This window comes from Sphingomonas sp. UYAg733 (assembly GCF_054057355.1).
Window position 1 is genome coordinate 268961 of sequence record NZ_JBSRZE010000001.1, and the last position, 12036, is coordinate 280996.

The following is a 12036-nucleotide window of genomic DNA, read 5'->3' on the forward strand; positions in this document are numbered from 1 at the left end:
AAAGATGCCGTAAACCATCATGTCGCCCGAACCGGCCGACCCGTATCACTGAATTGGTGCCGACCCGGATTGACGTCGGGCGGTATCACGGTTTCATCTGACCAGGGGGTTCCCGATATGCAGCGTGCCATTCGCGTCTGGATGATCGTCGCGGCGGCGTTGGCGCTGTCGGGTTGTTATGGCCACGTCTTCCCGACCGCCGGACGCTTCATCTATGCGGACGACCGGGCGGGTGCCGCCCCGGCCGACGCGGCAGTCTTTGTCGATCCCAATGGCAGCTTTTATCCGACCGGCTGGTGTGGCTATTTCGGGTCGCGCGCGCAGCCATGCGACACGTGGCGCGGGCCACGCCGGTGGAAGGCCGCCAGCCTGTTGGGCGAAACCTATCTTCAACCAAATCCCGGCTTCCGCGCGCTGATCGAATCCGACGAGAAGCGGCAATTGGCGCAGCTCCGCGCCTTTGCCGGCGGCAAGAAGCGCATCTTCATCCTGGTTCATGGCTATAACAATTCCGTCGCCGAGGCCGACCCGCCGTTTAACGAGATCAAGGCCATGCTCGATCTGCGGCCCGATGACGGCGTGCTGCGTTTCTACTGGGATGGTCTGACCGGCAAGGGCATCTTCGGGGCGAAGATCTGGTTCAACGCCGTCGGCAACAGCCAGCTTGCCGGTTCGCGCGGCCTGCGCCGGGTGCTGGATCAGTTTCACGGCCAGGAAATCTATCTCATCGCGCATAGCCGGGGCGCCTCGGTCATTCTCTCGGCGCTGGGCGATCCGGTCTATTCCAGGGAGTTTCGGGACGCGACCGAGAAGGCGACCGCAGCATGGGGGGACGATTACAGGCATTTGCTGACGCCGAAACCGCCGGTCGCCGGCCGGAACAACCGTCTCCATATCCTGCTGATGGCCGCCGCGGTCGGGCGGATCGATTTCTGCGACGTGAGCGAGCAGGAGCGGCTCGATCGCAATCAGGGGTGCCGCAAGCTTCGCCCGCTCCCCGATGTCAAAAGCTTCCGCTACACGATCAATACCGGTGATCCGGTGCTGCGGAAATTTCTCGGCCTGGGGTCGCGGCTCAATCCCACGACCTTCGGCCTTAATCCGGAGGTTGGGCGGGCGATCGACGAAGAAGCCTATGGTGGCATGATGCGGCAATATTACACCGATCCGCCGCGCCTGAGGCACAGCTTCATCGACTATGTCACCGACCAGACATTCGCCCGCATGCTGGCGGATGAGGGGATTTTGAAACCCGATTGACCCGCGTCGGCCGCGCCCTCCGCAGGGCGCGTGCGCTGACTGACCGCAATGCGCCGCCGTTTCCAGGAACCGCAGCGCGGGCATCGCGTTGGTTGAACCTTGTCCATGGCGCGAGCGGATTTATGCACATCATCCTTGGCGGAACGGGCCATGTCGGGTCGGCGGCGGCGAAGGCGCTGCTGGCCAGAGGCGAGCCAGTCACCATCGTCACCCGTGAGGAAGCGAAGGCGGACGATCTGAAACGGGCGGGCGCGAAGGTTGCGGTCGCCGATGTGCTCGATACCGACGCACTGCGCCGCGTCCTTGCCACCGGCACGCGCGCTTTCCTGCTCAATCCCCCGGCCGACCCCAAAACCGACACTGATGCACAGGAGAAGCGCACCGTCGCCGCGATCCTCGCCGCACTCGATGGCGCGGGACTGGAGAAGATCGTCGTTGAATCGACTTATGGCGCACAGGCCGGTGACCGGCTCGGTGATCTCAACACGCTCCATGCGCTGGAGCAGGGGGCAAAGGCGCAAGCCATCCCCGCCGGCATCATTCGCGCCGCCTATTATTTCAGCAATTGGGACGCCGCACTGCAAACAGCGCGCGCGGAGGGCGTCGTCCACACCATGTATCCGGTCGATTTCAAGCTGCCGATGGTCGCGCCGCAGGATCTCGGCGAGCAGGCCGCGCGCCTGGTCGCCGACGATCGCACCGGCATCCATTATGTCGAGGGGCCGGCGGGTTATTCCTCCGCCGATGTCGCCGCCGCCTTCGCGGCCGCGCTGAGCAGGCCGGTCGAGGCGGTCGCGACGCCGCGCGAACAATGGGTTGAGGGATACAAGGCGCTCGGCTTTTCCGACCGCGCCGCCGATTCCTATGCGCGCATGACCGGAATTACGCTCGACGGCGATTACGAACAGCCCGAGGCACCGATCCGCGGTCAAATAACGCTGCAAGACTATATCGGGCAGTTGGTCGAAGCGTCGCGTGACAGCTGATCGACCAATTCGCCCTTGCCCAATGTTCTCTTTCCGTTCTAATTGGCGACTCACCGAACCTGCGGTGATTCGTCATCTATGGAGTTGGAATGCAGCACGATCTGCACCTGCGTGCGGCGGCTCGCGCGATCTACGACGCCTGTTATCCGTCCGAAGACTGGGCGCCGACGGGGTTCGACGAAGCGGAGCGGTGCCGTACAATTCATTATCGGCAAGCGGTCGACGCGGCGCTCGAAGCGAAGGCGGTTCTGACCAGCCCCGTCGGGCAACTGACGCTGTTCGCGGTGCAGTGATGCGCGGAAAAGACCAACAGCCAGCGCCTGGGCCCCGGTCGCGATTGGCACCGGACCATCCGGTCGCGCTGCGGGTCGCGACCGGCGATCCCTGGCTTCGCGCGTGGCGCTTGCAGGCGCTTGTGCGGTTCGATCAGCTTGCCCCGAGGACCGGCATATCGGTCGCCCGGCTGTTCGACATCGAACGAGGCGAACCGATCACGCATGAAGAACTCCGCGCGGTCGCACGCGCGATCGGTGCCGACCCGGCCGACCTGATCGCGTCGCTCCCCGATCCGGCTTTGCTGATCGCGTAAGGTCTCCAAATCAGTGTCGGTGGTTCGGAACAGGCCTCTCCCGGAAATGCGATTCAACGGCCGTAGCTATCGTGACAGGGTCAGTTCTCCAGAAGCTGGAGCAGAATAGCATTGGACCAACCCGCCACGGTCATCACCGCGAAAGCGGCGATCCCGCTTCTCCTTCTCCGCCGCGCTTGCTCAGGCGCTCAGCCCGGAGCGCCGGCTCCGGCCTTGATCATCACTTCGCCCTCGTCCTCGCCGTCCCAATAATGCGCTCGCTCGCCCCGCACCTTGATCAGCACCAGGCCCGGCGTGTCGATGCCTTGCTTGAACCAGCGATCGAGCCCCTTGGTCCAATGCCGCTCGAACTGCGCCTTGTCGCGGATCAGCGCCGCGTGGCCCTCGATCGCGACGAAGAAGGGCCGCATGCCGAGCATCCCGGCCTTGCCCTGGAAACTCAGCGAGACCTTGGGATCGGCGGCGATGTCGGTCACCATCCGCGTATCGTCGGTGGTGAAATAGAAACTGTCGCCGTCATAGTCGACGTCGCGATTGTTGCTCATCGGACGTGCCCCGATTGCGCCGCCATCGGTAAGGGTGGACAGCATCGCGAAATCGATATCGCGCATGCTCTCGGCAATGTCGGACAGGGTCTTGGGCACGGCTTTCTCTCCTTCCAATCTGGAATGCCGCCAACGCCTCAACTCCGCCTTCGCTCCGCCCGCCACGCCCCTCGATCTCCAAATCCCACTCGCATCCCTTGTCGCCATCCTTGACGCAGGCATGGCCGAGAAACTCGAGCACTGGCCCATAGACCGCCCTGCCGCCACCAGATCGCTGACGTTCAGGTCAATATGATGGAATGCACCGCGATTGGTTGTCACCTCCAACCGATCATCCGGCCCGCTTCACGCTGGAAGCGCGGGCAGTGCCCAATCGATCGGCGTCCGGCCATGCGTTTCGAGGAACGCATTTGCCCTGGAGAAGTGCCGGTTGCCGAAGAACCCGCCATGCGCGGATAGCGGCGAGGGATGCACCGACTTCAGCACCAGATGGCGCCCGCCGCGGTCCACGCTGTCGACGAATGCCGCCTTCTTCTGCGCATGCGACCCCCACAGCATGAACACTGTCGGCTGGTCCTGCGCATTGACCAGCCGGATCACCGCATCGGTGAACTTCTCCCAGCCGCGCCCCTGATGCGAGGCGGCAGCGCCCATCCTCACCGTCAGTACCGCATTGAGCAGCAGCACGCCCTGCTGTGCCCAGTGTTCGAGGAAACCATGCCGGGCCGGCGCAATGTCGAGATCGCTCGCCAGTTCCTTGTAGATATTGACCAGCGATGGCGGCGTCCGGACGCCGGGCTTGACCGAAAAGCACAGCCCATGCGCTTGCCCCTCGCCGTGATAGGGATCCTGGCCGAGGATCACGACGCGCACATCCTGTAATGGCGTCAGGTCGAGCGCGCGGAACCACTCCTCGCCACGCGGAAAGACCCGCGTCCCCGCCGCCTTTTCCGCGACCAGGAAGCTTTTCAGCGCGTGCATGTACGGGCTGTCGAATTCGGCGCGCAGCGGTTCGAGCCAGCCGGGATGCAGCTTGATGTCGGTCATCGGTGCTCCTTCTCGTTGCGCCGTCAGTGCCGGCGCGCCGCATGGGCTGTCAACGGGCCGAGGGGCAATCCGGGCTGAGCGGGCAGGCAGTGCAGATCGGGGAGTCGGACGGCACGCAACCTGATCCAGCCGCTTGAGCAGCATGTCGTAAAATCATCAGCTTCCCAATCGGGCATCGCAGTTGTGACGGCTAGCGAGACCGGGTCGCGCGTTCGTCGGCATCAGCCTATCGCGCCAGTGCACGATGTCCCAGGATGAAAGATCGAACAGCGACCGTATGTCGATTCTATGGAAGATAGAAAGAGCATACGCAGGTGCGAGAATGCATCCCCGCCGTTCGCGCCATCGCTCATCGTTTCTTGACGAACTCCGCACGCAGTACGAGGCCCTTGATGCCTTCGTAGCGGCAATCGATTTCCTGGGGATCGCCGGTCAGTCGGATCGACTTGATCAGCGTGCCTCGCTTCAACGTCTGGCCGGCGCCCTTGACGGTCAGGTCCTTGATCAGAGTCACCTGGTCGCCATCGGCGAGCAGATTGCCGACCGCGTCGCGTACTTCGACAGCATTGTTGCTAGCCTTGGTGCGCGCGTCGGTCGCGCTGATCCACTCGCCGCTCGCCTCGTCATAGACGAATTCGTCGTCGCCATCGGTCATACCCGAGGCGCCGATCAGCTCTTGATCGTGGTCATCTCGACCGCTTTGCCCTTGGTCGAGCTGTTGGCGGCAATCGTCTTGACCTTTTCGGCCTTGGGTTTGCGGACTTCCTTGTTGGATTTCTTCTGGCTCTTGGCCATCACGGCTCTCCTTCGGGGCGAGACGCCCGCGCCCCGTCTTACACGAAAAAGGGGCTGGAATACCGTGCTTATACCGCTTGCGGTATATTGGGGCCGGTAAGGGCGCGGCGTCGGATGCCCGATCGCGCGCCCTGCCGGGCCTGCCGTCGCTCAGCTGATCATGTTCGCGCCGGTTGCGGCGCCCTGGCTGAGGATCATGAGAACGGTCATCGCGAAGGAGGCGACGCCGAGGAAGATGCTGCGGGTCATTTATCTGGTCCCGGTATTGGTCGGATGGTTGTCGTTCCGGTTATGCAACCGGAAGGACGGGGACTGCGGCGCTGATCATCACGGCGGCGACGAAGAGCGAGGCAACGAGCGAGAAAGCGACGCGCTGGAAGGCTTCGAAACGGACGGACATGGTATTTACTCCCTTGGTTCGGCGATCCGGACCATCCGGCCACCGATGCAAAGGGAATTGCAGGGAGCGTGCCAGTTTTATAACTGTCTGTATTTCAAGGATATTAGGTTTTTACGCCGCTGAACATCGCATCTCTTGCCAAATTACGCAGCATTCTGCACCAATGATTGGCAGGTCGCGATCAGCCGGTCTTGCTCAGGTTCCGGCCGGCGTCCTTGGCGGCGTACAGCAGCCTGTCGGCGCGGGCGAACACCGTGCCGAACACCTCCTCCGGCTTCGCGATGGTCAGCCCGGCGGAGAAAGTGACAGCGCCCAGCGGCTCGTCGGATTCGCGCAAGCGATAGCGTTTGGATGCGACGGCTTCACGCGCATTTTCAAGCGTCGCCAGCGCGGCCTCGCGCTCGATACCGACGAACAGCACCGCGAACTCCTCGCCGCCATAACGCGCGACCATATGTCCCTCGCAGGCCTGACGCAGCGCCTCGCCGATCGCCTTGAGCACGCGGTCGCCGATCGAATGGCCGAACCGGTCATTGACCGTCTTGAAATGGTCGATGTCACACACCGCCAGGCAGACTTGTTCGTCGGCGGTCGCCTTCGCCGCATAGGCTTCTTCGACCGCGCGGCGATTGGGCAGGTCGGTGAGCGGATCGCGGCGCGCGTTGTCGCGCGCCTCTTCCAGTTTGGCGCGCAGCTCTGCCGCTTCGTGGGTCGCCGCTTCGAGCCGGGTTTCCGCGACATTCACACGATCGAGCATGCGCGTCGTGATGCGCACCACCTCATCGACGGCGACCGTTTCATGGCTGCGCCGGATCTCGTCTGCGCTCGCCGCCAGGTCGCGACCGAAGCCTTCGGTGTCGTCGCGCATCGCCTGCATCATATCGGCAAAGCCTTCGACCTGTAACAGGGTCTGCGCGACCAATCCGTCGCTCTTGGCAAGCGCGATCGCTTCGGTCGGGGTCGGTGCGGTGAGCGCGCCGATCTCGCCGCCGAGATTCTCGATGTCGCGCCGTGACAGGCTGACGCCGCCATCGGTGAGGTGCGCGACTGCCCGGGCCAGCGGCCCGCGAGTGTCGGTAAGAACACGATGGGCAAAGGCATAATGAAGCGGATCGGGGCTGAGATGATTGTCGCGCAGGAACTCGCCCACCCGACAGAATAGCTGGGTCGATGCGTCAACGGTGTCCGCCACCCGCTGTGTATTTACGCCCGTCATGCCCGCCTCTTTGCCTCTGATCACCTTCGCGTGCGACTCACGTCGCTTGTGATGCGACTTTCCGTTGGCATGGCTGATAATGTTGAACTGCTAATAACGAGTGACTGACCGTAACGATACCGTATCGAGCAATGCTGCACGCGGCCTTATCGAAAACCATCTTAACGCGTGAAGGCGAAACCGACGCGGGCATGGCTGTCGCTGCTGTCGAATCGGCTGAGCGCTTCACCATAGCCGGTAAAGGCCTCGCCAAAGAGGTAAAGGCCCACCGGGCCGACTCTGGTGAGGGGGTAGGATATGAACAATTCGCCCGCGCCCTTGCCGGTGCCTGGGTTGCCACGCAGCGTGCCCGCGACTTTCAGCCCATCGGTCTCGGCGATCGAGGCGCTGAGCGACGTATAACCCCAATAGCGGTCGAGATCGGTGCCGCGACCCACCCGGCTCGCGTAGAACCAGGCTTGCGGTGTCAGCTCGAAGCGCCAGTGGTCGCCCAGGTCGAACGACCTGGTCGCGCGCACGAAGAAGCGGTTGACGTCGATCGACTGGCCGCCCGCCTCGCCGTTCGAATCGTGACGATACCCCAGTCCGAGGATCGTCGACTGATCGAGCGGCAGTTCGGCGAACAGTTCGGGGCTGTAGGTGGTCGGGCGGATCGGCCCCGACGGCTTGTCGAGCGCCCAGAACATCGTCTGGGTATAGGCGCCTTTGAACCGCAGGCCGTCCTCATCGCCGAACAGCCTGATCGCTACGCTGAACTGCATCTTGGCGCCAGCATCGCCCGGGCCATAGACGCCATAGGTCGGCTCATAGGGACCGATTCGGTCGGTCAGCGCGGCTGCGGTACCGGTCGATCCGCGCGCCAGCGTCTCCGGCCCGCGGTCCGTTGCTGGCACCGCCACCTTCGTGCTGGCCGTCGTCGCGGTGACCTGGGCAGCGGCGAGGCGGTAATGCACGCGGACGAAGCCGCCGGGCGGCACTGTCGCCTGCCCATCTGGTGCCGCGACCAGGCGCAGCGTCGTGCCGTCCTTCGCCACCGTGTCGATCGTATCGGGACCGGTAGCGGGAAGCGCGACCTGGCCCTCGTTGATCAGGAAAACCTCGACCCCGTCCCGGGCCGCCGCGGCCGACGCCGGTGGCTCGGCCAGCGGGCGGAGCTGGGCGGCGGCCGGCATGGCGACGGCCAGCAATGTCAGGATGGGAGCGGTGGCAAGACTGTGCATCGCGGCGTGATGCCAGTCGTTTGTTACGGATGCGAGTCTCGATTCGCGGCTGGCGGTCGGCGATCGAGAAAGCTAGGCGAGGGCGATGCGCGTCTCCCCATCCGATATCGCCTTTGCCGACCGCCTTGCCGACGCGGCGGGCGCGGCGATCCGCCCTTATTTTCGCGAGCCTCACGGCCTGGAGGCGAAGGCAGACGCTTCGCCCGTGACGTTGGCCGACCGCGCCGCCGAACGCGCGATGCGCGAGCTGATCGAAACCTCATATCCGGCCGATGCGATCATCGGTGAGGAATATGGCGTGCGCGAAGGGACCAGCGGCCGTGCCTGGGTGCTCGATCCGATCGACGGCACGCGCGCCTTCATCTCCGGCCGCCCGATCTTCGGCACGCTGATCGCGCTGGTCGCCGATGGCTGGCCGGTGCTGGGCGTGCTCGATCAGCCGATCCTCAAGGAACGCTGGCTCGGCGTGATCGGCCGTCCGACCTTGTTCAATGGCCGGCCGGCAAAGACGCGGCGCTGCCCCGATCTCGCTCAGGCATTGCTCGCGACGACGTCGCCGGCGCTGTTCGATGACGGCCAGCTTCATGCCTTTGAACATCTCGAAGCCGGTGTGATGAGCACGGTGCTGGGCGGCGACTGCTATAATTATGGTGGCGTCGCCAGCGGCTGGCTCGATGTGGTGGTCGAGGCCGGGCTCAAACTGCACGACTTCGCCGCATTGGTACCGATCGTCGAAGGCGCGGGGGGGCGCATGTGCGACTGGTCGGGCGACCCGCTGACCGTCGACAGTATCGGAGAGGTGATCGCGGCGGGCGATCCGGCGCGGGTCGAGGAAATCCTTGAAGCACTGAGGTGCCGGGGCCACAGCTAACTCCAATTCCTCCTTCGGGAACCGATGGAGGAGCCGCAAACGCTGCTCCCGTGGAGAGCGCCCCCTCCGCCACGCGCTGAAGCGAGGGAGGAATTAGAAGATCCCCAGGAACTTCTTCTTCTCGCCCTTCTTCTCCGCGTCCGATTTCTTGCCGTTCTCGGCCTTGGCGGTGGTGCCCTTGCCGACATCGTCGCGTGGCTTGCCCTTGGTGGTGAGCTGCGCCTTGGCAGGCGCGCCCGACAGGATCGGACCACATGCCGCCGACTTGGCGTCACCGACATCGACGAAGGCGAGCACGCCGACGAGCGGCGTCGCGAGCAGGCTCAGGCCGAGCCCGGCACCGGCGCGACCGACCAGTTCGGGGCTGATCGGGTTGATCGCGGGGGCCGCGAAATAACCGCCGATCGCGACGGGAGACTGGGCGGAGATCAGGCTGAACTTCTTGCCATCGGCGCGGAAGGCGACATCGACCGCTTCGTTGCGGAAGCTGAACCCGCCGCGCCCGATCATCACATTCTTCTGCGTGTCGATCAGGATCGGGTCGGCGGCGGCGATGCCGTTGCGCACCGTAAAACCGATCAGTCCGCAATTGATCTGCACCGGTTCCTTCAGCTTGCCCTGGAACATCTTGTACGCAAACGTACCGAGATCGAGTTCGGACAGCTGGATATTTCGCGTCCAGAAACTGCCCTTGGGCAGGATCACCGCGATCCGTCCGTTCGCGTTGCTCAGCGAGTCGTGCACGGTATTGCCGACGCCCCTCAGCTTCGCGCGTGCCTTGACAGTACCGGTGGTGCCCGATTCTTCGACACCCCAGCCCGCGAGCAGCACGCCGAGCGGCGTCGGTGACAGGCGGATATCATAGTCGGTGATCACTGGCGCGCGACGCGCATTGATGATGATGTCCGACGCGACGTTGCCGCGCGCCATTACGAAAGTGAGCGGCGACAAAGTGAGCAGGCTGCTGTCGAGCTTCAGCGTCAGCGCGATGTTCGACACCGGCAGGCTACGTGCGCGCAGGGTACGCACAGTGTAGCGGACATCGGCATCGAAATTGCGCAGTGCCTCGACCTGCAGTCTGGCGTCGGGCAGCAATCGAGGCGTGCCTCCGACTGTGGTGATCGCGCCTGCGGCACCCTTGGCCGCAATCAGGTCGGGATTATAGCCGATGAACGGCGCGACATCGATAATGTCGAGTTTGCGCGTTGCCAGCGTCGCGGTCAGCAATATTCTCGGTTCCTTCATCTTCACGGTTAGCGAACCGGTGATATCGCTGTCGCCGAAATGCCCGCCGAGACGCGTGAAGCGCCACTCATTGCCGGCCTTGGTCAGCGCCGATTTGAGTGTGTAAGTGCGCGTTTCCGGGATCACCACGCCGATCACCGCCAGCAGATCGGCCAGATTGCGTCCGCGCGCCGTAACCCGCAGCTTCGATCCTTCGAGCTCGGTCGCGCCGGGCAGGGTGCCGGCGATGTCGAGCTTGGTCCGCGCGCCATCGATATGAACCAGCAGCTGATTCTCGCCCCCGGTGACTGTGGCGTTGGGGGACAGCAATGCCCCGGTCATCGTAAACGGCGTGCCGCGCGCACCGCCGGTACCGTTGAAGCGGATCGCGCTGGCGAAGCGGCTGTCGGCCGCCTTGGCGGTTTCGATTGTCACATCGGCCGACAATTGCATGTACGGGTCGCGGTAGCGGATCTGCGTGCCGCTGATCGTGGCGCTGCGGATCAGCGGCAGCTCGAGCGGCTTGCCCCTGCCCTCGCTGAACGTCCAGCTGTTGCGCTGACGTGCCTTGTCCCATTCGGCATCGACCTTTGCGCCATCAAGCTCCAGGCGGTTGACCCGTTTGACGCCGCGAAACACGAACGGCACGAGTGCGAAGCGCGCATCGATCCGCTTTGCCTCGAAGAAATTGGCCGGGCCGCCGCCGGCGCGCGCCCAGTCCGGGTTGGTGACGCTCAGTCCCTCGGCGTAGAATTTGAGGTTGATGGGATTGAAATAGAATTGGAAATCGCCCGCGACCTTGACCTCGCGATGGGCCGATCGGCTCGCGATCGATTCGAAAATATGTTTGAGGAAGCGTCCCTTGGTGATGAACAGGATCGCCCAGGCCAATATGATCGCGACCAGCAGTCCAAGCAAGATACGCCCGATCCAGCCGAGCGGGGTGTGTTTGCGGTAGCGCCGCCTGTACCAGGGCGTCGCCGCAATTGGCTTGGCCGATTCGACTATTGGCGCCGCGCCGGTCTCCGGCACGATGTCGGCTGGGGTCGTTACGGGTTCATCGGTTTCGGTCATCGGCTATGCAAGCGCCCGGCGGCACCAAATCGTTCCCGGTGGTTGCATTTGCGCCGACTCCCGGTTATGCGCCCGCCTTTCGCGAGTAAGAGGAACTGCCCGGCCGGTATGGGCTGCCGTGGCTGTTCATAAATCGTCGCGTTCATAAGGAGACGAAAATGCCCAAACTCAAGACGAAGAGCGGCGTCAAAAAACGCTTCAAGCTCACTGCCACCGGTTTGTTGAAGCACGGCGTTGCCGGCAAGCGTCACCGCCTGTTGCATCACAACGGTAAGTACATCCGCCAGAATCGCGGCACCAAGCTATTGTCCAAGGCCGATACGGCCGCGGTCAAGGCCTGGGCGCCTTACGGTCTCGGTTGAGCGGAAGGAATTAGACAATGGCACGCGTCAAACGGGGTGTAACCACCCATGCCAAGCACAAGCGGGTTCTCGAACAGGCGAAGGGCTTTTACGGCCGTCGCAAGAACACCATCCGTATCGCCCGTCAGGCCGTCGAGAAGGCCGGACAATATGCGTATCGCGACCGCAAGGTTAAGAAGCGCTCGTTCCGTGCCCTGTGGATTCAGCGAATCAACGCGGCCGTCCGCGTCGAAGGCCTGACCTATGGCACGTTCATGCACGGCCTGAAACTCGCCGGCGTCGATCTCGACCGCAAGGTCCTGGCCGACATCGCGATGCACGAAGGCGCGGCGTTTAGCGCGATCATCGCTCAGGCGAAGGCGGCTCTGCCCCAGGCCGCCTGAGGCGACCTGTAGCGACCGGATTTGGGGCGCGGGAGGCTATGCCTTCCGCGCCCTTTTCGTTGGG

Annotated in this window: 14 protein-coding genes; 7 read left to right on the forward strand and 7 right to left on the reverse strand. The window is 63.8% G+C overall.

What is annotated here, in order from left to right; all coding sequences use genetic code 11:
- The first annotated feature begins 117 nt into the window (after positions 1-117).
- The 4 genes from ACVWZA_RS01435 to ACVWZA_RS01450 all read left to right on the forward strand — a co-directional run bounded on the left by ACVWZA_RS01435 (position 118) and on the right by ACVWZA_RS01450 (position 2835).
- On the forward strand, positions 118-1260 hold the full coding sequence (locus ACVWZA_RS01435; RefSeq protein ID WP_457309373.1) for an alpha/beta hydrolase: 1143 nt from the start codon (positions 118-120) through the stop codon (positions 1258-1260).
- 122 nt (positions 1261-1382) lie between these two features.
- Positions 1383-2246, forward strand: a complete 864-nt coding sequence (locus ACVWZA_RS01440; protein ID WP_457309374.1) for an NmrA family NAD(P)-binding protein — start codon at positions 1383-1385, stop codon at positions 2244-2246.
- Between the two features lie 89 nt (positions 2247-2335).
- Positions 2336-2539, forward strand: a complete 204-nt coding sequence (locus tag ACVWZA_RS01445; protein ID WP_457309375.1) for a hypothetical protein — start codon at positions 2336-2338, stop codon at positions 2537-2539.
- 44 nt (positions 2540-2583) lie between these two features.
- Positions 2584-2835, forward strand: a complete 252-nt coding sequence (locus ACVWZA_RS01450; protein WP_457309376.1) for a helix-turn-helix domain-containing protein — start codon at positions 2584-2586, stop codon at positions 2833-2835.
- A 188-nt stretch (positions 2836-3023) separates the two neighbouring features.
- On the opposite strand, the gene ACVWZA_RS01455 is transcribed toward ACVWZA_RS01450, so the two are convergent.
- The 6 genes from ACVWZA_RS01455 to ACVWZA_RS01480 form a co-directional block, all read right to left on the reverse strand.
- On the reverse strand, positions 3024-3479 hold the full coding sequence (locus ACVWZA_RS01455; protein ID WP_457309377.1) for a pyridoxamine 5'-phosphate oxidase family protein: 456 nt from the start codon (positions 3477-3479) through the stop codon (positions 3024-3026).
- 246 nt (positions 3480-3725) lie between these two features.
- The gene (gene ung / locus ACVWZA_RS01460) at positions 3726-4427 is read right to left on the reverse strand and encodes a uracil-DNA glycosylase (RefSeq protein WP_457309378.1); all 702 of its coding nucleotides are present in this window, start codon (positions 4425-4427) and stop codon (positions 3726-3728) included.
- A 349-nt stretch (positions 4428-4776) separates the two neighbouring features.
- Positions 4777-5082, reverse strand: coding sequence for an alkylphosphonate utilization protein (locus ACVWZA_RS01465; RefSeq protein WP_457309379.1), 306 nt, complete (start codon positions 5080-5082; stop codon positions 4777-4779).
- A 14-nt stretch (positions 5083-5096) separates the two neighbouring features.
- Positions 5097-5222 carry a hypothetical protein gene (locus tag ACVWZA_RS01470; protein ID WP_267134676.1) on the reverse strand — a complete coding sequence of 42 codons (126 nt, stop codon included), beginning with the start codon at positions 5220-5222 and terminating at the stop codon, positions 5097-5099.
- Between the two features lie 581 nt (positions 5223-5803).
- On the reverse strand, positions 5804-6838 hold the full coding sequence (locus ACVWZA_RS01475) for a GGDEF domain-containing protein (RefSeq protein WP_457309380.1): 1035 nt from the start codon (positions 6836-6838) through the stop codon (positions 5804-5806).
- Between the two features lie 161 nt (positions 6839-6999).
- The gene (locus tag ACVWZA_RS01480) at positions 7000-8058 is read right to left on the reverse strand and encodes a phospholipase A (protein ID WP_457309381.1); all 1059 of its coding nucleotides are present in this window, start codon (positions 8056-8058) and stop codon (positions 7000-7002) included.
- 85 nt (positions 8059-8143) lie between these two features.
- On the opposite strand from ACVWZA_RS01480, the gene hisN reads away from it, so the two are divergent.
- On the forward strand, positions 8144-8929 hold the full coding sequence (gene hisN, locus ACVWZA_RS01485) for a histidinol-phosphatase (protein ID WP_457309382.1): 786 nt from the start codon (positions 8144-8146) through the stop codon (positions 8927-8929).
- A gap of 93 nt (positions 8930-9022) precedes the next feature.
- On the opposite strand, the gene ACVWZA_RS01490 is transcribed toward hisN, so the two are convergent.
- Positions 9023-11227: an AsmA family protein gene (locus ACVWZA_RS01490; RefSeq protein ID WP_457309383.1), complete on the reverse strand. Its 2205-nt coding sequence runs from the start codon at positions 11225-11227 to the stop codon at positions 9023-9025.
- Positions 11228-11385: 158 nt separating this feature from the next.
- On the opposite strand from ACVWZA_RS01490, the gene rpmI reads away from it, so the two are divergent.
- Both rpmI and rplT read left to right on the forward strand, forming a co-directional pair.
- Positions 11386-11589: a 50S ribosomal protein L35 gene (rpmI, locus tag ACVWZA_RS01495; RefSeq protein ID WP_183110210.1), complete on the forward strand. Its 204-nt coding sequence runs from the start codon at positions 11386-11388 to the stop codon at positions 11587-11589.
- A gap of 17 nt (positions 11590-11606) precedes the next feature.
- Positions 11607-11972 (forward strand): 50S ribosomal protein L20, encoded by a 366-nt coding sequence (gene rplT, locus ACVWZA_RS01500; protein WP_034157821.1) that lies wholly within the window; start codon positions 11607-11609, stop codon positions 11970-11972.
- Positions 11973-12036 lie beyond the last annotated feature (64 nt).

What these genes read in the sequence shown, in the direction of transcription:
- ACVWZA_RS01435 (WP_457309373.1), top strand. Translation starts at nt 118, where the DNA reads ATGCAGCGTGCCATTCGCGTCTGGATGATCGTCGCGGCGGCGTTGGCG.
- ACVWZA_RS01440 (WP_457309374.1), top strand. Translation starts at nt 1,383, where the DNA reads ATGCACATCATCCTTGGCGGAACGGGCCATGTCGGGTCGGCGGCGGCG.
- ACVWZA_RS01445 (WP_457309375.1), top strand. Translation starts at nt 2,336, where the DNA reads ATGCAGCACGATCTGCACCTGCGTGCGGCGGCTCGCGCGATCTACGAC.
- ung (WP_457309378.1), bottom strand. Translation starts at nt 4,427, where the DNA reads ATGACCGACATCAAGCTGCATCCCGGCTGGCTCGAACCGCTGCGCGCC.
- ACVWZA_RS01465 (WP_457309379.1), bottom strand. Translation starts at nt 5,082, where the DNA reads ATGACCGATGGCGACGACGAATTCGTCTATGACGAGGCGAGCGGCGAG.
- ACVWZA_RS01470 (WP_267134676.1), bottom strand. Translation starts at nt 5,222, where the DNA reads ATGGCCAAGAGCCAGAAGAAATCCAACAAGGAAGTCCGCAAACCCAAG.
- ACVWZA_RS01475 (WP_457309380.1), bottom strand. Translation starts at nt 6,838, where the DNA reads ATGACGGGCGTAAATACACAGCGGGTGGCGGACACCGTTGACGCATCG.
- ACVWZA_RS01480 (WP_457309381.1), bottom strand. Translation starts at nt 8,058, where the DNA reads ATGCACAGTCTTGCCACCGCTCCCATCCTGACATTGCTGGCCGTCGCC.
- hisN (WP_457309382.1), top strand. Translation starts at nt 8,144, where the DNA reads ATGCGCGTCTCCCCATCCGATATCGCCTTTGCCGACCGCCTTGCCGAC.
- ACVWZA_RS01490 (WP_457309383.1), bottom strand. Translation starts at nt 11,227, where the DNA reads ATGACCGAAACCGATGAACCCGTAACGACCCCAGCCGACATCGTGCCG.
- rpmI (WP_183110210.1), top strand. Translation starts at nt 11,386, where the DNA reads ATGCCCAAACTCAAGACGAAGAGCGGCGTCAAAAAACGCTTCAAGCTC.
- rplT (WP_034157821.1), top strand. Translation starts at nt 11,607, where the DNA reads ATGGCACGCGTCAAACGGGGTGTAACCACCCATGCCAAGCACAAGCGG.